This is a genomic window from Kribbella pratensis (genome assembly GCF_004365355.1).
Classification (GTDB): Bacteria; Actinomycetota; Actinomycetes; order Propionibacteriales; family Kribbellaceae; genus Kribbella.
In genome coordinates, this window is sequence record NZ_SODP01000002.1 from 253,134 (window position 1) to 275,431 (window position 22,298).

General features: G+C 68.6%; 20 protein-coding genes. 6 read left to right on the plus strand and 14 right to left on the minus strand.

Annotated features, from left to right (window positions below):
* Nucleotide 1: 1 nt before the first annotated feature.
* From EV653_RS17785 to clpS, 4 genes are all read right to left on the minus strand, one after another.
* Nucleotides 2-979: an aldo/keto reductase gene (locus tag EV653_RS17785; RefSeq protein WP_134104834.1), complete on the minus strand. Its 978-nt coding sequence runs from the start codon at nucleotides 977-979 to the stop codon at nucleotides 2-4.
* 110 nt (nucleotides 980-1,089) lie between these two features.
* Nucleotides 1,090-4,128, minus strand: a complete 3,039-nt coding sequence (gene ileS / locus EV653_RS17790) for an isoleucine--tRNA ligase (protein WP_134104836.1) — start codon at nucleotides 4,126-4,128, stop codon at nucleotides 1,090-1,092.
* The gene (locus tag EV653_RS17795) at nucleotides 4,129-4,680 is read right to left on the minus strand and encodes a DUF2017 domain-containing protein (RefSeq protein ID WP_134104838.1); all 552 of its coding nucleotides are present in this window, start codon (nucleotides 4,678-4,680) and stop codon (nucleotides 4,129-4,131) included. It lies immediately after the preceding gene.
* Nucleotides 4,677-4,964, minus strand: a complete 288-nt coding sequence (clpS, locus tag EV653_RS17800; RefSeq protein WP_130444963.1) for an ATP-dependent Clp protease adapter ClpS — start codon at nucleotides 4,962-4,964, stop codon at nucleotides 4,677-4,679. Before clpS ends, EV653_RS17795 begins: the two co-directional genes overlap by 4 nt.
* 106 nt (nucleotides 4,965-5,070) lie before the next feature.
* On the opposite strand from clpS, the gene EV653_RS17805 reads away from it, so the two are divergent.
* Both EV653_RS17805 and EV653_RS17810 read left to right on the plus strand, forming a co-directional pair.
* Entirely contained in the window at nucleotides 5,071-6,360 is a 1,290-nt protein-coding gene (locus tag EV653_RS17805; RefSeq protein WP_238160151.1) for a nicotinate phosphoribosyltransferase, read from the plus strand.
* Nucleotides 6,357-6,833 (plus strand): MarR family winged helix-turn-helix transcriptional regulator, encoded by a 477-nt coding sequence (locus EV653_RS17810; protein ID WP_134104842.1) that lies wholly within the window; start codon nucleotides 6,357-6,359, stop codon nucleotides 6,831-6,833. The genes EV653_RS17805 and EV653_RS17810 overlap by 4 nt, the downstream gene beginning before the upstream one ends.
* On the opposite strand, the gene EV653_RS17815 is transcribed toward EV653_RS17810, so the two are convergent.
* On the minus strand, nucleotides 6,830-8,065 hold the full coding sequence (locus EV653_RS17815; RefSeq protein ID WP_134104843.1) for a D-arabinono-1,4-lactone oxidase: 1,236 nt from the start codon (nucleotides 8,063-8,065) through the stop codon (nucleotides 6,830-6,832). The two genes, EV653_RS17810 and EV653_RS17815, sit on opposite strands and share 4 nt — an antisense overlap.
* Nucleotides 8,066-8,146: 81 nt before the next feature.
* Here EV653_RS17815 and EV653_RS17820 point away from each other — a divergent pair, with 81 nt between their 5' ends.
* Complete coding sequence (locus tag EV653_RS17820) at nucleotides 8,147-9,142, plus strand: ElyC/SanA/YdcF family protein (RefSeq protein ID WP_134104845.1); 996 nt, start codon at nucleotides 8,147-8,149, stop codon at nucleotides 9,140-9,142.
* Between the two features lie 20 nt (nucleotides 9,143-9,162).
* Here the strand turns inward: EV653_RS17820 and EV653_RS17825 are convergent, their stop codons facing one another.
* From EV653_RS17825 to EV653_RS17840, 4 genes are all read right to left on the minus strand, one after another.
* Nucleotides 9,163-9,927 carry a sulfite exporter TauE/SafE family protein gene (locus EV653_RS17825; RefSeq protein WP_134104847.1) on the minus strand — a complete coding sequence of 255 codons (765 nt, stop codon included), beginning with the start codon at nucleotides 9,925-9,927 and terminating at the stop codon, nucleotides 9,163-9,165.
* 58 nt (nucleotides 9,928-9,985) lie between these two features.
* Nucleotides 9,986-11,527, minus strand: a complete 1,542-nt coding sequence (locus EV653_RS17830) for a fibronectin type III domain-containing protein (RefSeq protein WP_134104849.1) — start codon at nucleotides 11,525-11,527, stop codon at nucleotides 9,986-9,988.
* A gap of 114 nt (nucleotides 11,528-11,641) precedes the next feature.
* Nucleotides 11,642-12,679, minus strand: a complete 1,038-nt coding sequence (locus EV653_RS17835; RefSeq protein ID WP_134104851.1) for a DUF2252 family protein — start codon at nucleotides 12,677-12,679, stop codon at nucleotides 11,642-11,644.
* Nucleotides 12,676-13,827: a cation:proton antiporter gene (locus tag EV653_RS17840; RefSeq protein ID WP_134104853.1), complete on the minus strand. Its 1,152-nt coding sequence runs from the start codon at nucleotides 13,825-13,827 to the stop codon at nucleotides 12,676-12,678. Before EV653_RS17840 ends, EV653_RS17835 begins: the two co-directional genes overlap by 4 nt.
* Nucleotides 13,828-13,963: 136 nt before the next feature.
* Here EV653_RS17840 and EV653_RS17845 point away from each other — a divergent pair, with 136 nt between their 5' ends.
* On the plus strand, nucleotides 13,964-14,743 hold the full coding sequence (locus EV653_RS17845; protein WP_134104855.1) for an SDR family NAD(P)-dependent oxidoreductase: 780 nt from the start codon (nucleotides 13,964-13,966) through the stop codon (nucleotides 14,741-14,743).
* Nucleotides 14,744-14,817: 74 nt separating this feature from the next.
* Entirely contained in the window at nucleotides 14,818-15,396 is a 579-nt protein-coding gene (locus EV653_RS17850; RefSeq protein ID WP_134104857.1) for a nicotinamidase, read from the plus strand.
* 9 nt (nucleotides 15,397-15,405) lie between these two features.
* On the opposite strand, the gene EV653_RS17855 is transcribed toward EV653_RS17850, so the two are convergent.
* The 5 genes from EV653_RS17855 to EV653_RS17875 form a co-directional block, all read right to left on the minus strand.
* A complete protein-coding gene (locus EV653_RS17855; protein WP_134104859.1) occupies nucleotides 15,406-16,944 on the minus strand; it encodes an AbgT family transporter in 1,539 nt (512 codons plus the stop codon).
* Nucleotides 16,941-17,894: an alpha/beta hydrolase family esterase gene (locus EV653_RS17860; RefSeq protein ID WP_134104861.1), complete on the minus strand. Its 954-nt coding sequence runs from the start codon at nucleotides 17,892-17,894 to the stop codon at nucleotides 16,941-16,943. The genes EV653_RS17855 and EV653_RS17860 overlap by 4 nt, the downstream gene beginning before the upstream one ends.
* Nucleotides 17,895-17,991: 97 nt before the next feature.
* Nucleotides 17,992-18,720, minus strand: a complete 729-nt coding sequence (locus EV653_RS17865; RefSeq protein WP_238159862.1) for a creatininase family protein — start codon at nucleotides 18,718-18,720, stop codon at nucleotides 17,992-17,994.
* Between the two features lie 11 nt (nucleotides 18,721-18,731).
* On the minus strand, nucleotides 18,732-19,421 hold the full coding sequence (locus tag EV653_RS17870; RefSeq protein WP_238159863.1) for a FadR/GntR family transcriptional regulator: 690 nt from the start codon (nucleotides 19,419-19,421) through the stop codon (nucleotides 18,732-18,734).
* Between the two features lie 43 nt (nucleotides 19,422-19,464).
* On the minus strand, nucleotides 19,465-21,282 hold the full coding sequence (locus tag EV653_RS17875) for a bifunctional metallophosphatase/5'-nucleotidase (protein ID WP_202871725.1): 1,818 nt from the start codon (nucleotides 21,280-21,282) through the stop codon (nucleotides 19,465-19,467).
* Between the two features lie 129 nt (nucleotides 21,283-21,411).
* Here EV653_RS17875 and EV653_RS17880 point away from each other — a divergent pair, with 129 nt between their 5' ends.
* The gene (locus EV653_RS17880) at nucleotides 21,412-22,200 is read left to right on the plus strand and encodes a polysaccharide deacetylase family protein (RefSeq protein ID WP_134104867.1); all 789 of its coding nucleotides are present in this window, start codon (nucleotides 21,412-21,414) and stop codon (nucleotides 22,198-22,200) included.
* The last annotated feature ends 98 nt before the right edge of the window (nucleotides 22,201-22,298 follow it).

The window sequence follows — 22,298 nt, forward strand, 5'->3', positions numbered from 1 at the left end:
ACTACCAGCGGTCGTGGAGCTGGGGGCGGATCAGTTCGTCGTAGGTGGCGCGGACGGCGGTCAGTTGGTCGTCGGTGAGGGGGGCGAGGGTGGCGGCGGAGATGTTGCCGGCTACCTGTTCGGGGTTGCGGGCGCCGGGGATGACGACCGAGACGCCGGGCTGGTCGAGGATCCAGCGGAGGGCGAACTGGGCCATCGTGGCACCGGCCGGGAGCCACGGCATGAGGCGCCGGACGGCTTCCAGGCCGGTTGCGAAGTCCACCCCCGAGAAGGTCTCGCCGACGTCGAAGGCCTCGCCGTGGCGGTTGTACGTGCGGTGGTCGTCGGCTGAGAACGTGGTGTGCTCGTCGTACTTGCCGGAGAGCAGACCGCTCGCCAGCGGAACGCGGGCGATGATGCCGACGCCGGCCGCCTGCGCGGCGGGGAGCACCTCGTCGAGCGGCTTCAGGCGGAACGCATTGAGGATGATCTGCACCGACGCGACGTTCGGCCGCGCGATCGCAGTGAGGGCCTCGGCGCAGGTCTCGACGCTCACGCCGTACGCCGCGATGCGGCCCTCCTCGACCATCGAGTCGAGCGCGTCGAACACCTCGTCGTTCGAGTACACCGGCGTCGGCGGGCAGTGCAGCTGGACCAGGTCGATCGTGTCCACGCCGAGGTTCTGGCGGGAGCGGTCGTTCCACGCCCGGAAGTTGTCGAGGGTGTAGTTCTCGGGGACCTGCTCGACCCGGCGGCCCATCTTCGTCGCGACGGTCAGCCCATCGTGGGACTTCAGCACCTGCCCGACGAGGCGCTCGCTGCGCCCGTCGCCGTACACGTCGGCGGTGTCGATGAATGTGACGCCGCCCTCGATGGCCGCCTGCAGTACGCCGAGCGCGTCGCTCTCGTCCACCGCGCCCCAGTCCGCGCCCAACTGCCACGCACCGAGCCCGACCACGCCCACGTCCCGGCCGGTCCGTCCAAGCCTCCGCGTCTCCATGGACAGCAGACTAATCTCCCGCTGCCGAACACCAGCCACTGACCAAGTCCATCAGGCCGGCCCCAGCCTGGACGGGTTGAGCGTGAACCCAGGCACGCGGCGATGGTTGGTCAGTGATGCGCGTCCGCCTTCTCGACGCGCACACTCAGTTCTCGACCCTCGGCAACCTCGAGGTCGTCGGCCAGCGCCTCACCGGCGATCAGCTCGCGGTGCGTCTCCACGGCCGCGACCACCGCGGGTTCGGCAGTCACCGACACGCGGATGCGGTCGGTGACCTCGAGCCCCGCGTCCCGCCGAGCCTGCTGGATCGCGCGTACGACGTCCCGCGCGACCCCCTCCGCTTCCAGATCTGGCGTGACCGTCGTGTCCAGTACGACGAACCCGCCGCCCGGCAGCAGCGCACTCGCCTCGTGCCCGTCGGCGAGCGTGGTCTCCAGCGTGTACTCGCCGTCCTGCAATTCGATGCCGCCAGCAACTACTACACCCTCGGCGGAAACCGACCAGTCCCCGCTCTTCGATGCCTTGATCACCTGCTGTACGTCGCGACCGAGCCGCGGGCCGGCTGCCCGCGCATTCACCGTCAACCGTTGCGACACCGGCGCGTCGACCGCGTCGGCCGAGGTCAGCACGACGTCGCGAACGTTCACCTCGGCCGCGATCAGCGGCACCAGGTCGGCCAGATCGGCAGCACTGGCCACCGTCAATGTCAGCAACGGCTGCCGAGCCCGGATCCCGCTCGACTTCCGGATCGACGAGGCCACCGAACACACCTCACGGGCGCGCTCCATCCGCTCGACCAGCTCAGGATCGTCGGGGAGTTCGGCGTACGACGGCCAGTCGGTCAGATGCACCGACCGTTCCCCGGTCAGCCCGCGCCAGATGTTCTCGGTTACCAGGGGCAGGAGCGGTGCCGCCGTACGGCACAGGACCTCGAGGGCGGTGTAGAGCGTGTTGATCGCGTCCTGTGAGCCGGACCAGAAGCGGTCCCGGGAGCGGCGGATGTACCAGTTGGTGAGAACCTCGGTGTAGCCCTGGACTGCGTCACAGGCCGACGCGATGTCATAGCGGTCGAGATGGGTCTGGACGTCGACGACGAGCGTGCGGAGGCCGGCGAGGAGGTAGCGGTCCAGGACGTGCGGCGACGTGGTCGACCAGGTGCCGGACACGCCGGCGGCGTTGGCGTAGAGCGTGAGGAAGGACCAGGCGTTCCACAACGGGATCAGGGTTTGGCGGACGCCGTCGCGGATGGCCTGTTCTGTGACGACAAGGTTGCCGCCGCGCAGGATCGGGCTGGACATCAGGAACCAGCGCATCGCGTCCGCGCCGTCGCGGTCGAAGACCTCGGTGACGTCCGGGTAGTTCCGCAGCGACTTGCTCATCTTCTGCCCGTCGTTGCCGAGCACGATCCCGTGACTCAGGCAGGACCGGAATGCCGGCCGGTCGAACAACGCCGTCGCCAACACGTGCATCGTGTAGAACCAGCCGCGCGTCTGCCCGATGTACTCGACGATGAAGTCGCCTGGGAAGTGATTCTCGAACCACTCGGTGTTCTCGAACGGGTAGTGCACCTGCGCGAAGCTCATCGACCCCGAGTCGAACCACACGTCCAGCACATCCGGCACCCGCCGCATCGTCGACCGCCCGGTCGGGTCGTCCGGGTTCGGCCGGGTCAGCTCGTCGACGTACGGTCGATGCAGATCGCGGACCTCCACCCCGAAGTCCCGCTCCAGCTCCTCGATCGAGCCGTAGACGTCGATCCGCGGGTACGCCGGATCGTCCGATCGCCAGACCGGGATCGGTGAGCCCCAGAACCGGTTCCGGCTGATCGACCAGTCGCGCGCGTTCGACAGCCACTTGCCGAACTGCCCGTGCTTGACGTGCTCCGGCACCCAGGTGATCTGCTCGTTCAGCTCGACCATCCGGTCGCGGATCCGGGTCACCTCGACGAACCAGCTCGAGACCGCCTTGTAGATCAGCGGGTTTCGGCACCGCCAGCAGTGCGGGTAGCTGTGCACGATGCTGTCCTCGCGCACCAGCGCCCCGGCGGCGCGCAGGTCGCGGATGATCGGCCGGTTCGCCTCGAAGACGTGCAGGCCTTGGTACGGCGGAACGACGGCGGTGAAATGTGCCGCGTCGTCGACGGTCAGCACGGTGGGGATCCCGACGGCGTCGCAGGCCAGCTGGTCCTCCTCGCCGTACGCCGGTGCCATGTGCACGACGCCCGTACCGTCGTCGGTCGTGACGTGGTCGGCCGCGATCACCTGGAAGGCGTTGTCGGTCCCGGCGAGGAAGTCGAACAGCGGGGTGTAGTGAAGGCCGATCAGGTCCGTGCCCTTCAGGCGCCGGACGACGTCGGTGTACCCATAGGCAGCCAATCGAGCCTCGGCCAGAATCGTCTCCCGGCCGTCCACCAGAACAACCGCGTAGTCGACGTCCGGCCCCACCGCCATCGCCAGATTGCTGGGCAGCGTCCAAGGCGTCGTCGTCCAGGCCAGCAACCGCTCGCCCGTCTCGAGCTCGACGGCGACCGTGACCGACGGGTCCTGGCGCGGTTGGTAGACGTCGTCGTCCATCCGCAGTTCGTGGTTGGACAGCGGCGTCTCGTCGTTCCAGCAGTACGGGAGGACGCGCAGCCCTTCGTACACCAGGCCTTTGTCGTAGAGCGTCTTGAACGCCCAGATCACCGACTCCATGTAGTCGGGGTTGAGCGTCTTGTAATCATGCTCGAAGTCGACCCATCGCGCCTGGCGGGTCACATACGTACGCCACTCGTCCGTGTACTTCAGCACCGACGCCCGACAGGCGTCGTTGAACTTCGCGATCCCCAGCTGCAGGATCTCCGCCTTGGTCTTCAGCCCGAGCACCCGCTGGGCCTCCAGCTCGGCCGGCAGCCCGTGCGTGTCCCACCCGAAGCGCCGCTCGACCCGGTGCCCGCGCATCGTCTGGTACCGCGGTACGACGTCCTTCACGTACCCGGTCAGCAGGTGCCCGTAGTGCGGCAACCCGTTGGCGAACGGCGGCCCGTCGTAAAAGACGAACTCGTCCTCACCTTTCAACGACGCGCGGAAAGTCCCATCACCCTCCCAGAACTCGAGCACCCCACGCTCGATCCCAGGAAAGTCCGGCGCCCCAACCCTCGGATAGCTCACCTAGCGCATGTTATGCAGCAACGCCGATTGGAGGTATCCGAGCCAGTCGTAGAGGTCGTAGGTGAGGCGGCGCGGGTCGTCGTCGGGGAGTTTCTCCCAGGTGGAGTAGTCCTCCTCGTCCTTGATGTCGAGGCGAGTGCCGATCGCCAGCCGCAAGTCGTTCAAGGCGCGGAGCCAGGAGAGCTGCTCGTCGGGCTCCAGCGCGATCTCGTCGGCGCCGGACTCCTCGAGGGCCGACAGGACCCGTTTCGCGTCGGTGACCTTGCCCTCGCGCAGACCGCGCTCGGTGAAGCGGCGGAACTCGGCCGAGGCCAGATCATCGGTCTTGTAGGCGTCCGGCAGCAGGCGCTGCAGGACGACGTCCTCCGGCGGCGAGGTCGGCCCGTCCGACTCCAGCAGCGCCGCGAGCGGGTCTGAGGATTCGGCCGAGCGCGGCGGCAGGCCGTCGTACAGGAGCTCGACCAGGTTGCGGAGCAGGTTCGCCAGGATGTCCGCCTCGTGTTCGGCAAAGCTGACGACGACGGTCTTGCGGCGCTTGCGGAACCGGGTCACGACTTCTCGCAGGTGGCCCACAGGCCGTAGGAGTGCATGGCTTCCACGTCGCGTTCCATCGCTTCCCGGTTGCCGTTCGAGACCGCGGACTTGCCTTCCTGGTGCACCTGGAGCATCAGCTTCTCCGCCTTCTGCTTGGAGTAGCCGAAGTACGTCTGGAACACGAACGTGACGTAGTCCATCAAGTTCACCGGATCGTTCCAGACGATCGTCATCCAGGGCGGGCTCAGCTGGATCGCCTCGGTGACCTCGGGGCTGTCCAACTCGCTCGGTGCGGTGCTCACCTGTCCATTCTCCCCATCATCGGTCCGAGTCTCGCAATAGGCTGCCCTTGTGACAGACACCGCGCCCTACTCGACGGCGCTCCTCACGGACCACTACGAGCTGACGATGCTGCAGGCCAGCCTGGCCGACGGCACGGCGCAACGCCGCTCGGTCTTCGAGCTGTTCGCCCGCCGCCTGCCGGACGGCCGCCGGTACGGCGTGGTGGCCGGCGTCAACCGGCTGCTCGACGCGCTCGAGCGGTTCCGTTTCGACGAGCAGACGATCGCCTTCCTGGCCGATCGCGGCGTCGTTGACCAGGCTACCCGGGACTGGCTGGCGGACTACCGGTTCACCGGCGACATCTCCGGTTACGCCGACGGCGAGATCTTCTTCCCGGGCTCCCCGGTCCTGGTGGTCGAGTCCTCGTTCGCGGAGGCAGTGCTCCTGGAAACCGTTTTCCTGTCGATTCTGAACCACGACTCGGCGGTCGCCTCGGCGGCGTCGCGGATGACCTGGTGGGCCGGCGGCCGGCCCTGTATCGAGATGGGCTCGCGGCGTACCCACGAAGAGGCGGCGGTTGCGTCGGCGCTGGCGGCGTACATCGCAGGCTTCACCGCGACCTCGAACCTGGAGGCGGCCCGCCGGTACGGCATCCCCAGCACCGGTACGGCGGCGCACTCGTTCACGCTGCTGCACGACCGCGAGCGGGACGCGTTCCGGTCCCAGGTCGACGCGCTCGGCAAGGGCACCACGCTGCTGGTCGACACGTACGACGTCGCGGAGGCGGTCCGGACCGCGATCGAGCTGACCGGACCCGACCTGGGCGCGGTCCGGCTGGACTCGGGCGACCTGCCCTCGCTGGCCGGTCAGGTCCGCGAGCTGCTCGACTCGCTCGGCGCGACCAAGACCCGGATCATCGTGACCAGCGACCTGGACGAGTTCCAGATCGCCGCGCTCGCCCCGGCGCCCGTCGACGGGTACGGCGTGGGTACGTCGCTGGTCACCGGCTCGGGGTACCCGACCTGTGGGTTCGTGTACAAGCTGGTCGCGCGCGAGGACGAGAGCGGCGCGCTGGTCCCGGTCGCGAAGAAGAGCCCGGACAAGATCTCGATCGGCGGCCGGAAATGGGCGCTGCGGCGCCGGTCGGCGGCCGGGGTCGCGGAGATCGAGCTCATCGGGGTCGGCGAGCAGCCGGTCGACGACGGCGACGACCGCGTGCTGCTGAAACCGCTGGTCGAGGCCGGGAAGATCATCGGCCGGACCACGCCGGCGGAGTCCCAGGCGTTCCATCAGAAGGTCCGCGACGAGCTCCCCCGCTCGGCCAGCCAGCTGAGCCGCGGCGAGCCGGCCATCCCGACCGAGTACGAAGGCGACTACGACGCCCGCAACCCCTTCCATCCCCGGAGCCATACATGAGCGCGGAGATCGCCAAGGACGAGTGGCCGCCCGAGGCCCCCGCCTCGGTGACCGACGTGCTGGTCGCCCTGCGGTTCGCCGACCGCGCCGCCCGGAAGGCCGTCGGCGCCGAGTTGGCCGGCACCGGACTCCACACCGGCCAGGAGCTCGTCCTGGCCAAGCTCCTGCACCACGGCTCGCTCCCGGTCGCGAAGCTCGCGAAGGTCCTGGACGTCGAGGTTCCGACCGCGACCAAAACCACCCAACGGATGGAGGCCGCCGGCCTCGTCCGCCGCGTGAAGAGCAGCACCGACGCCCGGCAGGTCGGGATCGAACTCACCGACCGCGGCGTCGAGCTCGCCCACACCGTCCAGGAGATCTACGACCGCGCAGGTCGCCGGGCGCTGGCGCACCTCACCCCCGAGGACCGCCGCATCCTCCGCAACCTCCTGTGGACCATCGGCTCGACCCTCGAGGACGTGACCCAGCTCTAGCCCCGGGGCAGGAATGTGTCGAGGTAGTCGTTGCGGAACTTGCCGGCCGGGTCGTACTTCGCCGCCAGCTCGATGAAATCCTTCACCTTCGGGTAGCGCTCGGCCAGCGTCGCGGCATCGGCGGCGAAGACCTTGCCCCAGTGCGGTCGTACGTCGAGGAAGGCAAGCCCTTCCTCGATCGCAGCCACGACCGGACGGACCGCGGCCTCGTCCTGGATCCAGGTGAAATGCAGGGCGACGGTGTCACGGCCCTGGCTCGGGCTCAGCCACAGTTCGTCGGCGGCGATCGTCCGTACCTCGGACACCTGGATCACCGGCGCGAACTGGTTGCCCAAGGCCCGCAGTACCTCGAACGCCTCGGCCGCCCGCTCGCGCGGTACGAAGTACTCCGACTGCAGCTCGTCGCCGTTGCTCGGGGTGAACTCGAGCCGGAAGTGCGGGAGCCGCTCGTTCCACGGACCCGGTACGCCGCCCTGCTGGGTCGCGTAGTCGGCCGGCATCACCTTGATCGGGTGTCGCGGCCCGTCCGCGAGACGGGCGCCCAGCCACTCGGGCGCCGGCTCGCCGAGATCACGCGACTTCCGCCAGACCATCACATCCGGGTCGACCCAGTCGGTGAACGCGCTGACGCTGTATGCACTCCCCATCACCTCGGCGAAGTCCGACCCGAGTCGCTCCACCGGCAACCCGTCGTACACCACCTGGCTGAGCTGGTACGACGGTTGTACGTCGAGCGTCATGCTCACCGTCACGCCGAGCGCACCGAGCGAGACGATCGAGCCGGCGAAGTCCTCGTCATCACGGGTCAGCGTGACGAGCTCGCCGCGAGCGTCAACGAACGTGATCGCATTGACCGCATCGGCCAGCGGCCCGTTCCCGTCCCCGGACCCGTGCGTGCCGGTCGAGCAGGCGCCCGCCACCGAGATGTGCGGCAGCGATCCGAGATTGTGCAGCGCGAGACCCTGGGCCTGAAGGGCAGCCGTGATCTCGCCGTACCGCAGTCCGGCCGAGACGGTCACCCCGCGCTCGCCGACCTCGACGGTCGCGGGCAGATCCTGCACGCTCACCAGCGTGCCGGTGCTGTCGGCGATACGGTTGAACGAGTGCCCGGTGCCGAGCACCCGCACCTTGTCCGCCGCCGCGACCAGCTGCTGCAGTTCCTCGACGGACCGAGGCCGCTGCAGTTCACTGGCGAACCTGACGTTGCCGGCCCAGTTAGTCACGCTGCTCATGGCGTCAGCCTCGCACACGCGGACACTCACGAATCCGGCAGTTCCAGCTTCTGGTCAGGGCGCCGTGATTTCATGTGCCCGATGTACGCCTTCCTGATCGCCGCGTTCTGGTTCGTCGTCTTCGCGGTCAGCTTCTTGCGGGACCGGCGGCTGTTCAAGAACGGGATCTTCCTGGTCCTGACGCTGATATTCGCGGGGATCGGGATGATCTTCGTCGTCGACGCGTTCAACGACACCGCGGCCCGCTGGCTGGTGCTGGCGATCCTCGGCATCATCCCGCTGGCGATCGCCGTCCTCGCGGTGTTCCTGGTCGTCAACGGCATCACGATGCTGCGCCGGGAAGGCCGTCGCCTGACCAACCTGCTGTCGCTGCTCGCAGGGCTGGGCATCATCGGGTTCGTCGTGTTCAGCGTGGCGGTGCAGAAGATCGGCTGGGAGCCGCTGGCGGCGTTGCGCTCCGTGCTGATCGGGGTGCTGACCTACATCGCGTTCCTGTTCGTCTGCTTCCTGGTGTACGCGTTCGTCTACAGCCGGGTCCGCTCGTCCCGGAAGGTCGACTTCGTGGTCGTGCTCGGCGCCGGCCTGCGCGGCTCGCGGGTCCCGCCGCTGCTTGCGAGCCGGCTGGACCGCGCCAAGCAGGTGTACGACCGGGCGCTGCGCAGGGGCCGTCCGCCGATGATGATCACGTCCGGTGGGCAGGGCCCCGACGAGGACGTCCCCGAGTCGCACGCCATGGCGTCGTACCTGATCGAGCGTGGCGTCCCCGACGACCGCATCCTGCGCGAGGACCGGTCGACCAGCACGCTGGAGAACCTGACGTTCAGCCGGGCGCTGATGGTCGCACGGACGCCGAAGTACCGCTGCCTGATCGTGACGAACAACTTCCACGCGTTCCGCGCCGCGATGACGGCGCGCAGGGCGAAGGTCAACGGCCAGGTGATCGGCTCCCCCACCGCGGCGTACTACTGGCCGACGGCAACGATCCGCGAGTTCGTCGCGATTCTGGTCAGCCACCCGTACCTGAACGGCGGCATCTGCCTACTGATCGCCGCCGCGGCGATCTCGCAGCACGTCTAGCTGTCCATCCAGTTCTCCAGCTAGCGCAGCATCAGTACGGCGGCGACCACGCCGGCGAGCACGATCAGGACCCGGAGCACTGTGGCCGGGAGCCGGCGGCCGATGTGGGCGCCGACGTACCCGCCGACGATGGAGCCGGCCGCGAGCAGGCCGCTCGCGGTCAGGTCGAGGTCGGCGATGAAGACGAAGATGATGCTCGCGACCAGATTCGCCGCGAGCAGCGCGAGTGTCTTGAGACCGTTGACGATCCGCAGCTCCAGGTCGAGCCCGAGGCCGAGGACGGCCATCATCATCACTCCGGCTCCGGCGCCGAAGTAGCCGCCGTACACGCCCGTCAGCGCGGTGAACAGAATCGTTGCCGGTGACATCGATCGCCGCAGCCCGTGCGGGTGGCCGGATCGGGAGCGCAGCCAACGGGAGATCCAGGGGTGGACCCCGACGATCAGGCAGGTGAACAGGATCAGCCAAGGCGCCGCCGCCGCGAACACGCGCGACGGCAGCGCCAGCAGCAGCGCGGCGCCGCCGATCGCGCCGACGGCACAGATGACCACGACGGCAAGCGTCTGGTGGCGCGGCACCTCACGCAGCTCGCGCCGGTACCCGAACGCGCCACTCAGTGCGCCCGGTAAGAGTCCAAGAGTGTTCGACGCGTTGGCGACGACAGGCGGGATCCCCAGCGCGATGAGCACCGGAAAGCTCAGCAACGACGCGACACCGACGGTCGAGGTCAGGATGCCTGCACCGAGCCCGGCAGCAATCACTGCCAAGTGCTCCGCGCCGGTCATGCCGACCACCCAATCACACGTCAAGCGGCCGGACGGTACGGCGGTAGGCGGAGTCGAGTCAGCGGACCTTGACCTTGGCCGTCGGGCTCTTCCGGACGTTGCGGCCGTCGCTGACCTCGAGGTGGTACGACAACCCCTGGCCGCTGGTCAGACGCGAGTCGGTGACGGTCGTCACGGTCGGCGTCGTCCAGGAGTTCGACGTACGCGACCAGCTGCCGATCCGCGTGCTGCCGCGGTACAGCAGGTAGGTGAGGGTGAGGTTGTCCCGGTCGAGCACGGTCGGGAAGCTGATCGTCACCTTGTTGGCCCGGGCGCTCGCGACCTTCGGTGCGGCCGGCCGGGCGGGCGCGGCGCCGCCCGGGGCGCTGGTGAATCGCGTCAGACCTTCCTGCGGTACGCCGTTCACCTCGGTGAAATCGCCGCCCGCCCACAGGTCGTTGCCCCCGGAGGCGAATGCCAGCGGGCCGACGAGAGTCTCCCCGCCCGCATCGGTGTTCGGGAACCACGGGCCGAGCTTGCCGGTGATCGTGCTGTAGACGAGCAGATGATGCATCCCGGTCTTGTCCGGGAACCCGCCGTCGGAGCTGCAGTCGTGCGCGTGCGAGCCCTTGTACAGCCAGTTGCCGATCGCCTTGATCGCCTCGGTCGCACCCAGGCAGTTGCTCTGCCAGATCAGCTTGCCGGTCGTCGCGTCCGCGGCCAGCACCCCGTCGTAGCAGCCGATACCTGAGCCGGCGTTGGCCGCGAAGACTTTGTTTCCTTGGACTTCGAGGTCCTTCACCTGGCTGTCGCAGTCCTCGGACCTCGGCGGGATCGCCGCGATCGCGGGCATCGGGAGCACCGCGCCGGTCGTCGCGTTCAGCATCGCGAGGGCGTGATCGTTCCGGCCGCCGATCCGGGTGAAGCCACCGCCGACGAACACCCGATCGCCGTCCGTGGACACCTCGATCGCGTGGACGTCGTCGTTCGCGTCCGGGCTCCACGGCAGCAGCGTGCCGGTGCTTAGCGTGACCGCAGCGAGACGGCTGCGGGCCATCTTGTCCACCTGGCCGAACGAGCCGCCGAGGTAGACCGTCTTGTCGGTGATCTTCAGTGCCGCCACCCGGAAGTTCACCACCGGGTCCCATCCCGAGACCAGCTTGCCGGTGGCCACGTTGAACATCGCCACCCGCGACCGCGGCACCCCGTTGACGGCGGTGAAGTCACCACCGATCACGACCCAGTGGCCGTCCGGCGACGTCGCCACACTCCACACCGGCCCGTTGACCTGCGGCGCGAACCGCGTCGGTACGCCGGTGGTCCGGTTGAGCACAACGAAGTACTTCCGCGCCACGTCACTGACACCGCGGGCCTTCCCCGGCGGCCGCACCCGGGTGAAGAGGCCGCCCGCGAACACCAGGTCACCCGCGACGGCGACCGAGTTCACGCTCGCGTTCGTCTGCCACGACGACTGCTCCACCGACGACAACGCCGAGCCGAATCCCCGCGGCGCCGTATGCGCACTCGCCACGGTCGCGGCCTGCACCGCCGGGCCGGACGGGACCAGCGCCGCGGCGACCACAGCCGCGCCGGTGACAACTGCCAGGACAGCCTTCTTCATGAGCGAACCCCCCTGGGCCCGCTCCGGCGGAAGATGCCGACCCATGACTCGGTGACTATGCGCCGTCAAACGATAACTGTCCGCTCACCTTGTCGCGAAACCGGGCCGCGCGTTTCAGCTCCTGGAGCGGGCGTACTCCTCGAAGCAGGACTTGGTGTCCTCCGCGAGTTGATGGGTGGCATCGAGCAGCCAGGTGGGTGGGAGGGTCTCGACGTGGCGGCGGGCGTCGTGGAGGTGGTGTGGGATGACGCCGTGGACGTCGGCGGCGGCCCGGGCCATCGAGGTCAGGACGAGTTCGACGGCTTTCGGGCGGAGGGATTCGATCGTGATGCGTTCGACGTCCGGGGACAGGGCGCGGAGTTGCCAACCGTCGATGCGACGCATCGGATAAGGTCCGCGGACGGCGCTCAGGACGCGGCCGTACAGAAGGTCGTCCGCCTGCGCACCGATCGGCACGAAGCCCGTGGTGAGTGGACCGACGATCTTCACCTCGCGCGCAATGTCTTTGCCAACAGCAACCATCCGCGGGTGGCCGAGGGATCCGGTGCCCGCCTGGCGATGGTGCCAGGAGGCATCAGCGATCTCGACGGCCGCCCTGACCGCGCTCGGTAGCACCGACGGGTCCGCGGGCATGCCTTCGCGCAGTTTGCCGTAGTACCGATCGGCATCGGTCGCTTTGGGTACCAGCGCACGCAGGTGCTCGGCCCCCGGATCGGCCAGATCGACGGCGCGACCCGGTTCGGCAGTGGACCATCCGTCGAGGAGCAGGCGGCAGATTCGCTTCGGGCTGATCGCCACCTGCGGGGTCAGCACGGCCGAGACCGCGAGCCGGAGCAGGTCGAGGGCGGGTGGGCCCCAGACCAGCTCGTCGAGATCGTTGACGCCCCAGCGCCGTACGCCGCGATGGTCGAGCCAGGTCCCGAAATTCTGCACATGCAGGTCACCGACCTCCGGCACCTGCGGCCCGTCCAGCACGCTCGGCACCAGTTCGGCGACGCGCTCCAGCCAGAGGTAGTACGTCCCGCGCAGGAAGTGCAGCGGATCCGCCGCGAGTTCGCGATGCTTGAGCTCGAGATCCTCCGCTACGACGGGGATCCGGCCCGCGAGCCATCGTTCGTACGCCGCGGTCGCCGCCACCGGATCGGCCGTCATCCCGACACCGCCTTCGCCGAGACCAGACCCCGCCGTACGGCGATGCCGCCCGCGACGACGCCGGCCGCGATCGTCACCAGCGCACCGAGGATCAGCGCGGACGGCTCCCCCGGCTGGAGCACGTGCAACGTCGTACCGAGCGTCGCCGCCGCGACCGGGACGCCGAGCTGGGCCGACGCCAGAACGCCGAGGCTCATGGGCTGCCGAGTCAGCATCCCGGACAGATGACTGATCACGGCACCGAGGCCTAGCGCTGCGCCGAGGCCGATGAACTCCGGTTTGGTGAGGAGCTCGCGCAGGTCGAGCGACGCCCCGAGCCAGACGAAGAACACCGGCCCGAGGAACCCTTCGGTCAGCGCGAACAGCTGCCGGGCCAGCCGCCGCGGCTCACCCACGGCCGCGACCGCCAGCCCGAGGACGAATCCGGCCAGCATGATCGACACATGCGTCGCCGTCGCCAGTCTGGCGAGCGCGAACAGCACAATCAGACTGACCCGCAGTTCGATCGCGAACTGGCGGTCCTCCGACACCTTGTGCGCCCGACGCCGCACGCCGGACCGCTCCGCCCAGTTCAGCAGCACGTACGCCACCGCACCCGCAGCGATAACCGCGAGCGCGCCGAGCGCGGCCCGCCCGGCGTGCGGCGGATCGATCGCCAGCGGCAGCGCCACGATGCAGGCGGCGTCCGCGATCGCGACCTGGGGCAGCAGCTCGACCACTGGCCGCCCACCGAGTCCTAGCGAGTCGACGATCGGCAGAACCAGCGCCGCGGACGAGGAAGCCATGAGTACGGCGTACAGCGCGACGTGCCCGGTGTCGACGACCGCGTTCAGGGCGTAGGCGACACCGGTCGCGACGATGCCGGTCACCACCGCGCGGAGCAGCCCGGGCCGGATCGCCTTGCGCAGACTCTCGTCCCGGACCGGAACGTGGGTCCCGGCGACGAACATGACCAGCCCGAACCCGATCTCGGCGAGGAACGTGAACTTGTCGTCGGACGCCACGAAGTACCCGAACCCCGTCTTGCCCAGGATGACACCGGCCAGCAGCTCGCCGAGCACGACCGGGATGTGCCAACCGCGCCGCAACGCCAGCAGCGGACCGATCAGTCCGACGGCAATCACCACGGCCAGCACGGTGAAGCTCACCGCAGCTCCTTTCCCCGGAGAGCGCCATTGTGCGCCCGCACGCCTGGGATTCGGCAGACGCGGACGGGTTGCGCCGCATTTATTAGTCGGCTAAGTTTTCTGCTTAGCCGACTAACAAATACCGGAAGGACGGGTCATGGACCTGGGATTCAAGGACGCGGCGGTGCTGGTGACGGGCGGGTCGTCGGGGATCGGACGGGCGACGGCGATCGCGTACGGCGCCGAGGGGGCGCGGGTCGCGATCACTTACAACTCGCGGAAGGACGCCGCGGAGACGGTCGCGACGGAGATCGAGGACGCGGGTGGCACGGCGTACGTCGTACCGATGGATCTCGCCGCGCCCGAGACGATCGCAACAGCGGTCGCGTCCGTGGTGGAGCACTGGGGCGGGCTCGATGCGGTGGTCGCGAACGCGGTCGACTGGGGCAACGCCGAGTTCCACGACCGGCCCACGAAGGTCGAGGCCGGCCGGCCGGAGTGGTGGGTGCCGATCATGCGGGCCAACCTCGAGGGCAACTACCACCTGGTGCAGCAGGTGGCGCCGGCGTTGCGGCGGTCGTCCCACGGGCGGCTGGTGCTGATCTCCACGGATCTGGCCGAGCGTGGGTTGCCCGGATCGTGGCCGTACAGCGCGGCGAAGGCGGGGCTGCACGGGCTGGTCGCGAGTGTGCAGCACGATCTGGGTGCGGACGGCGTACTCGTGAACGTCGTCATGCCCGGAATCACCCTGGAGAACGGCGCGCACCGGGTGATCCCGCAGCCTGCGCTGGAGCAGATCGCGGCCGGGTTCAGCGCACGGCACCTGCCGGAGACGACCGAACTCGCGGACGCGATCCTGTTCCTCACCTCGCCGAGGACGAAGGCGATCCAGGGCCAGATCCTGCGCGTCACCGGCGGGACCCTGCTACCCGCGTAGCGCGCAATACAGCACGGACAGCGTCGGCACTTGTACCGTGGGCTGAGGGACTCCCCCGATGAAGGAGCGTCGCGATGGCCCGGGCACTGATCGTGGTGGATGTGCAGAACGACTTCTGCGAAGGCGGAAGCCTGGCCGTCGCCGGCGGCGCCGACGTAGCGTTCCGGATCGGCGAACTTCTCCACGAATGGCACGAGGCCGAACCCGACGACCGCCAGTACGCGTACGTCGTGGCCACCCGGGACCACCACATCGATCCCGGCGACCACTTCTCCAGGGAGCCCGACTACGTCCACTCGTGGCCGCGGCACTGCGTCGCGGGCACGGACGGGGTCAGCTTCCACCCGAATCTGGACCCGCAGCCGTTCGACGCGATCTTCGACAAGGGTGAGTATGCGGCGGCGTACTCCGGGTTCGAGGGGAAGTCGCACGAAGGCGGTCACGCCCTGGCCGACTGGCTCCGCGGCAAGGGCGTGACCGACGTCGACGTCTGCGGGATCGCGACGGATTACTGCGTCCGCGCCACTGCCTTGGACGCCCGCAAGGAAGGCTTCGACACAACCGTCCTCATCAACCTGACCGCCGGCGTCGCCCCCTCCACCACCGAACAAGCCCTGACCGACCTGCGTACAGCCGGCGTCAACGTCACCTGAGGAGTCCCCTTATCTGACCGGTGCGCCTGGGCCGAGGGGGATGCCGAGGGCCCACCATGCCAGGAACAGCAGGGTCCACGCGACGGTCATCGACACCGCCAGTGGCACGGTGTACGACGCCAGCGTGCCTACGCCGGCGTCCTTGCGGTAGCGCTGCAGGAAGCCGAGGGCCATCACGAAGTACGGGCTCATCGGGGTGATCGCAGTCGAGCCCGAGTCGGCGATGCGGAAGAGCGCCTGCGTGGTCTCGGCGGGGACGTTGAGGAGCAGCATCATCGGGACCAGGATCGGCGCCGTGAGCGACCACATCGCCGAGCCGCTCGTCACCAGGACGTTGATCACCGTGAGCAGCGCGAGGATGCCGAGGAAGATCACCACCTTCGGCGCACCGAGCTCACCCAGCCAGCGCGCCGACTCCGCCGACAGCAGGTCGCCGATGTTGCTCCAGTCGAAGTACGCGAGGAACTGCGCGATCGCGAAGAACAGCACCAGTACCGGCGCCATCTGCTTGATCCCCTCGGCCATCAGCTTCGGTACGTCGGCCGCGCGCTCGATCGCCTTCACCGCCACGCCGTACGTGATGCCGACGAGACCGAACAGCACGGCGACCACCATCGCGATCCCGTCCAGGAACGGGGAGTCGACGATGCTGCCGTCCTTGCCGCGCAACGGGGAATCGTGCGGCAGCAGGACAGCGACGATCGCCACCGCGGCGACCAGGAACACGATGCCGGCCCGGCGCAGACCCTTGCGTTCGGCAACTGATACCGACAACTGATCCGGGTCGTCGCCGGGTGCCTCCGGATCGGCGTCCAGGTCGGTGCGCTTGCTCAGCACGAGCCTCGCGACCAGTGTGATCACCAGCGCCAACAGGATCGACGACGCGATGTTGAAGAACCAGTTCGACAGCACCGACACGTGCGCGTTCGGATCGATCGTCTTCGCGGCCGCCGTAGTGATGCCGGCGAAGATCGCGTCGTTCGGGGTCGGGATCGGACTCGCGTCGTACCCGGACGCGATCGCGGTGTACGCCACCACGATGCCAAGGATCGGCGACCGCCCCACCGCACGGAACGCGAGCCCGCCCAGCGGGACCAGGATGATGTACGCCGCCGCGGACGCCACGTGCGCCATCGTGCCGGCGAACGCGACCGCAAACACCACCATCGACGTCGGCACGCGCGACACGCTGACCCGCATCAGCGCCTGCAGAAACCCGGTCCGCTCGGCGAGCGCGACGCCCATGATCACGACCACGATCGTCGCCATCGGCGGGAACTCGGCGAAGTTCGAGATCGCCGTCGAGACGGCCATCTGCAGCCCGTCACCGGACAGCAGGTTCTGTACTGCGACCTCCTTGCCGTCCTTGGGCGAGAGCACCGAGACATCCAGGGCCGACAGGATCGCGCTGACGACGGCGAGGATCGCGGACAGGATCCAGAACAGCCAGAACGGATGCGGCAATGCGTTCCCGACCCGCTCGATGACAGCCATCGCCCGGACCAGCCGGGGCAGCTCCCCGCGGTCGGTGGTTGTAGCCGTACTCATGAGAGCTTGTGCGCTTTGAAGAAGGCGCCGATCAACTCGTGCGCTTCGAAGGTCTGCGTCACGTAGCCCGGTCCGGACGTGGAGTCCGAGCCCGGCCAACTGTGCCCGCCGTCGGTGACCGCGACGTGTACGACGTCTGCCTTGCAGCCCTTGTACGTGAACTTCAGGACGTCGTCACCGAGCTGACTCGTCTTCGGATCGGGATTGCAGTGATCGCGGACCGTCCAGTCGCGGACCCAGGTCTGGATACTCGGCAGGTCCCGCTCGCCGTCACCGCTGTACGGAATCGTCGTGTCGCCGGTGCCGTGGATGTCGAGCACCGGAATCGGACGGCTCGGCGCGCAGTGCGTGCCTTCGATGTAGAACGCGCCGGAGACCGGCGCGATCGCCGCGAACCGATCGGCCATCTGGCAGGCCAGAATCCCGGTGAAGCCGGCACCGTTGGATTTGCCGGTCGCGTAGACGGCGCGGGTGTCGACGCAGTACTTCGACTCCAGGTCGTCCAGCAGGTCGGCGGTGAACTTCACGTCGTCGACACCCTTGGCGGAGTACGGCGCTCCTTGCCAGGCCTGCTTGTCCTCGTCGCCGATCACACCGTTGGGATAGGCAACGATCGCGTCAAGTTTCGACAGGTCCGAGAACGCCTCGGTCTGAGCACCGGTCTTGCCGCGACCGTGGTACACCAAAATGAGCGAGGCTGCCTTGGAGCTCCGGTAGTTGTCCGGCAGGTGCAGGCGGTAGGTGCGGGTGAGACCCCCGCTCTGGATCGTGTAGTCGCCGCTCGGGGCGGCCTGCTTGCCGCAGCCCGGTGTGGTGGACGCGGCAGATGCGGTTGCCGTGGGCAACGTGGTGGCGGCGGTCACCAGGGCCGCCGAAGCCAGCAGGGCGCCGATCCGCCGGGTGGAATACCAACCGGACAGGCTGAGGGTTTTCGGGCGTGCGAGGTTCATCAGGGTGCCTCCTCGGGCAGGCGGCCTGCAGGCGGGCAGGCTCGCGCCTGGACCTCCCTGAGCGAAGGTCCAGTGTTCGGGGTGGTGCGTCAGGCCATCAGGCTGAGAGCAACTCGTCGGCGAAGGCGGCTATCCGGTCGGCGGCGGTCTCCACCAGCAGACGGCCGTCCTCGGCGGTGGCGCGACGGGGGTCACCCAGTACGCCACGCTTGTGGTACGCGTCGAACCCGACAGACAGCCGCGGTCCGCGCGACTGCCGGGACAGCCGGGCGGTCGGGGTCAATCCATCGAGCGTGGTGGCGCCCGGCTCCAGGCGATCGGCCTGGACCAGGTCCGGGGCCAGGTACAGCATCTGCGCGGTCTCCGCCTCGCCGGCGTGACCGTGTACCTCACTGACTCCTGTGATCAGGTCCGACACCACGGACGTGACCGGGGTCCACGCGAACGTGAGCTCGCTGCGGACGTACTCCTGCGCCAGCACGGACAGGGCGGGGTTGTTCCCTCCGTGCCCGGTGATCACCAGGAACCGCCGCCAGCCGTGTTCGTGCAGGCTTGCGACGACATCCCGGAGTACTTGCATGAACGTTGCCGGGGACAACGTCATGGTGCCGGCGAACGCCATGTGGTGCGGCGAGACGCCGTACGGGACGGCCGGCGCGATCACCGCGCGACCGGCCAGCCGCTCCGCGACCCGCTCGGCCACGCCGACGGCGCGCACGGTGTCGGTGGACATCGCCATCCCGCCGCCGTGCTGCTCATGCGCCCCCACCGGGACGATCACCAGCGGAGACCGGCGTACGGCGACGAGCGCTTCGTCAGTCGTCATCTCGGCAAGCTTCATGACCACTCCGGCGCGGACTCGATGGCGCGGCGGATGTTGTCGAGATGCTCGCGGGTCAGGCGTTCGGCCTCGGCGGCGTCCTGGGCGCGGACGGCCTCGACGATCGCTTGGTGCTCTTCGTGGTCGCGCTCGCGGTTGTCGTACAGGGCGCGGATCTGCTGCTGCTCGCGCACCCGCACCTTCAGCAGGGACGCCAGAACCTCTTGTAACAAGGGGTTCCCGGACGCGGCGGCGAGCTCGACGTGGAAGTTGAGCGCGAACGCGGGACCGCCGGGCGGGATCAGCGCGTTGGTGACCGCGGCCTCCAGGCGCTCCAGGTTTTCCGGCCGGCGTGCGACGGCGGATTGTGCGGCGACGGCCGGCTCGAGCACGAGACGGGCGCTGATCAGCTGCAGGACCGAGTCCTTGGTGATCGGCGGACGGTGCGGATTCGCCAGTACGACGTTGTTGATGGTCGGACCGACGTACGTACCGGAGCCGTGCCGGAACTCGACCGCCCCGGTCGCCTCCAGCTTCCGCAGCGCCTCGCGGACCGTCGGCGTGGTGATCGCGAACCGCTTCGCCAGCTCCCGCGCGGACGGAATCGCATCCCCCGGCCCCAACCCGCCGTCCCGGATGATGCCGAGAATCGACTCGGTCAACCGGTCCGACAGGCTGGGCGGCACCTCAGCCGCTGAGTAAGTCACAAACTGACTAAATCACTTAGCCTTTCCCGGGTCAAGAGCTGGGTCAGGCGGTGATGACGATCGGGGTGCCGTTCGAGGTCAGGGACCAGTCGACGGTGTGGAAGGTGGTTGGGTCGACCTCGCCGGTGGCGGTGACGTAGTCGATCATCAGCTGGCGGATTTCGACCTGGCGGTTGTAGACCACCGGGGCGGTGGAGACGTGCGGGAAGTTGCCGCCGCCGGACTGGCGGTAGTTGTTGACTGCGACAACGAACTGCTGGTCGGCCGCCACCGCAACCCCGTCGTATGCGAGGTCCGTGATGCGTGCCCCCGCAGCCTTGGCGATGTCGATCTTGTAGGTCAGTGGCTTGGTCAGCCCGCCGAGTACGTCGTAGTTGTAGTCCGGCGTGCCATTCGGAGCGGTCGGGGTCGGCGCGTTGGTTACCTGGTCGGACGGGAACGGCCCGGCCCCGGTCACCTGCTTGTAGTACTGCGCCGAGAACTCCAGATAATCCTTGATCTCCGCGCCCGTCATCGTCACCGCGAGCAGCGTGTTGTCGAAGATGTAGAGCCCGGCGACATCGCGGATGGACACGTCGCCGGCCGGGATCGCGGCCGCCCGGTTGAACGGTGCGGCGATCGCGAGCACCGGCAGCGACGCCTGCGGCGTACCGACCAGCGCCTTCGAGACCGCATCCGCCTGGATGAAGTTGACGAAGTCGAGTGCGGCCGTGTCCTCCCACGGTGCCGTGGCGGCGGACATCGCCTCGGTGCACGTGCCGATCTTCGAGTTCACGTACTCGACGACCTTGTCGTGGTCCTTCTGCAGCAGCCCGACGACCTGCGGGTCGGCGTCGACGGTGTTCGCGTTCAGCACCTGGCTGTGCCGGCCGACCACCTTCCACTGCCCACGGACCTTCTGCAGGTCGAGGTCGATCAGGGACAGCCGCATGCCCCACTTCAGCGGCTCGCTCAGCACGACCTGCTCGCCGCTGGTCTTGTTCGTAACGAGGCGCTCGGGGATCTCCAGGTGCGCATGCCCCACGAGGACGGCGTCGATGCCGGGGACCGTCTCGGCCATCAGGACGGACGCGTTCTCCGGGTACGGCAGCGCGTCGCCGTACGACGAGGACAGATCCATCCCCGAGTGCACGGACGCGATCACGATGTCGGCGCCGGCCTGGCGGACCCGCGGCACCCAGATCTTGGCCAGCTCGACGATCCCGCCGAACTTCAGCTTGTTCTCGACGTTCGCCTTGTCCCAGATCGCGATCCCCGGATTGGTCAGGCCGAGGATGCCGACCGTGATCGGCTTCTCGCCCGGCACGTGCACCCGCTTCAGCACGTACGGCGGGAACGCGGGCAGCCCGGTGGTCCAGTCCTGGGCGTTCGCGCCGAGCAGCGGGAACCGCAGCTGCCGCTGGAACTTGCGGAGGATCTCGATCCCGTAGTTGAACTCGTGGTTGCCGAGCGCGGCCGCGTCGTACCCGATCCGGTTCATCGCCGCGGCCATCGGGTGGGTGTGGCCGCCGGTGATGGGCTCGATCTTGGCGAAGTAGTACGCCAGCGGGGTGCCCTGGATCGTGTCGCCGGCGTCGAGCAGCAGCGGGCGCGGCGCGTGGGGGTCGGCGGCGATGCGATCCCGGACGGCGGTGACGAGCGTAGAGATCTTCGCCAGGCCGATGTCGTTGTGCGCGCTGTCGTCGTACTCGGCGTTCTTGAAGTAGTCCCAGTTGAAGACGTTGCCGTGCAGGTCGGTCGTGCCCATCACGCTCAACCGGACGGTCCGGCCGGGCCCGGGTCCACCGGCGTACGCCGGCACAGCCGTGAACCCGGCCGCGGCCAGGGCGGATGCTCCACCGATCAGGGTTCGTCTGGTCATCGTCGTACGCTCACCGCTGTCGGTCATCAGCCGCCTCACTGGTCTGTGGGCCGGGATCTCCGGCCTGGGGGCCACCCTACGGGCGACCCGGTGCCTGGATGAACCACCCGACGCGAGAGGATGCCGTGCATGACCAAGCCGCCCGGCAAACTCCTGCCGTTGGTCGCCGCCCTGCTCTGCGGTGCCGTCCTAGCCCAAGCCGCCAGTCCGTCCAAACACTCGTCCGCATCCGCGAAACCCGCGGCCCACGCGTCGAGTCACGGACTCCTCAGTACGTCGACCACGTCCAAGCGAGGCGAACCGTCGTCGACGAAACCCACGCAACCCGCGGTCAAGCCACCGGCGCCCAAGCCGCCCGTCGACGACTGGAACCTCACCGGCCACGGCAAGGTCCTGTACCTGACGTTCGACGACGGCCCGCAGCACGAGTGGACGCCGAAGATCCTTCAGGTACTGCGGAAGCACAATGCGCAGGCGACGTTCTTCGTCATCGGGATCCAGGTGGCGCAGTTCCCGGAGCTGGTCACGGCCGAGCGCGCGGCCGGCCACCACGTCGGCAACCACACGTACGACCACAAGACGCTGACCCGGCTTCCGGACGCGAAGGTGCGGCAGGAGATCAGCCAAGGCATCGCGTCGAAGTGCCTGCGGCCCCCGGAGGGCGCGACGAACGCGAAGATCCAGGCGATCGCGGCGGCGGACCACCTGCACGAGGTGCTCTGGGACGTCGACACCAAGGACTGGGAGAAGCCCGGCACCGCCCATATCGAGCACGCGATCATGTCCGGCGCCCGCCCGGGCGCGATCATCCTGATGCACGACGGCGGCGGCAACCGCTCCCAGACCGTCGCCGCCCTGGACAGCGCGCTCACCAAGCTGACCAAGCTCGGCTACACGTACCGCTCCCTGCCCTGCTAGACCTGCCCTGCTAGAGCTGCCCTGCTAGAGCTGCCCTGCTAGAGCTGCCCTGCTAGAGCTGCCCTGCTAGAGCTGCCCTGCTAGAGCTGCCCTGCTAG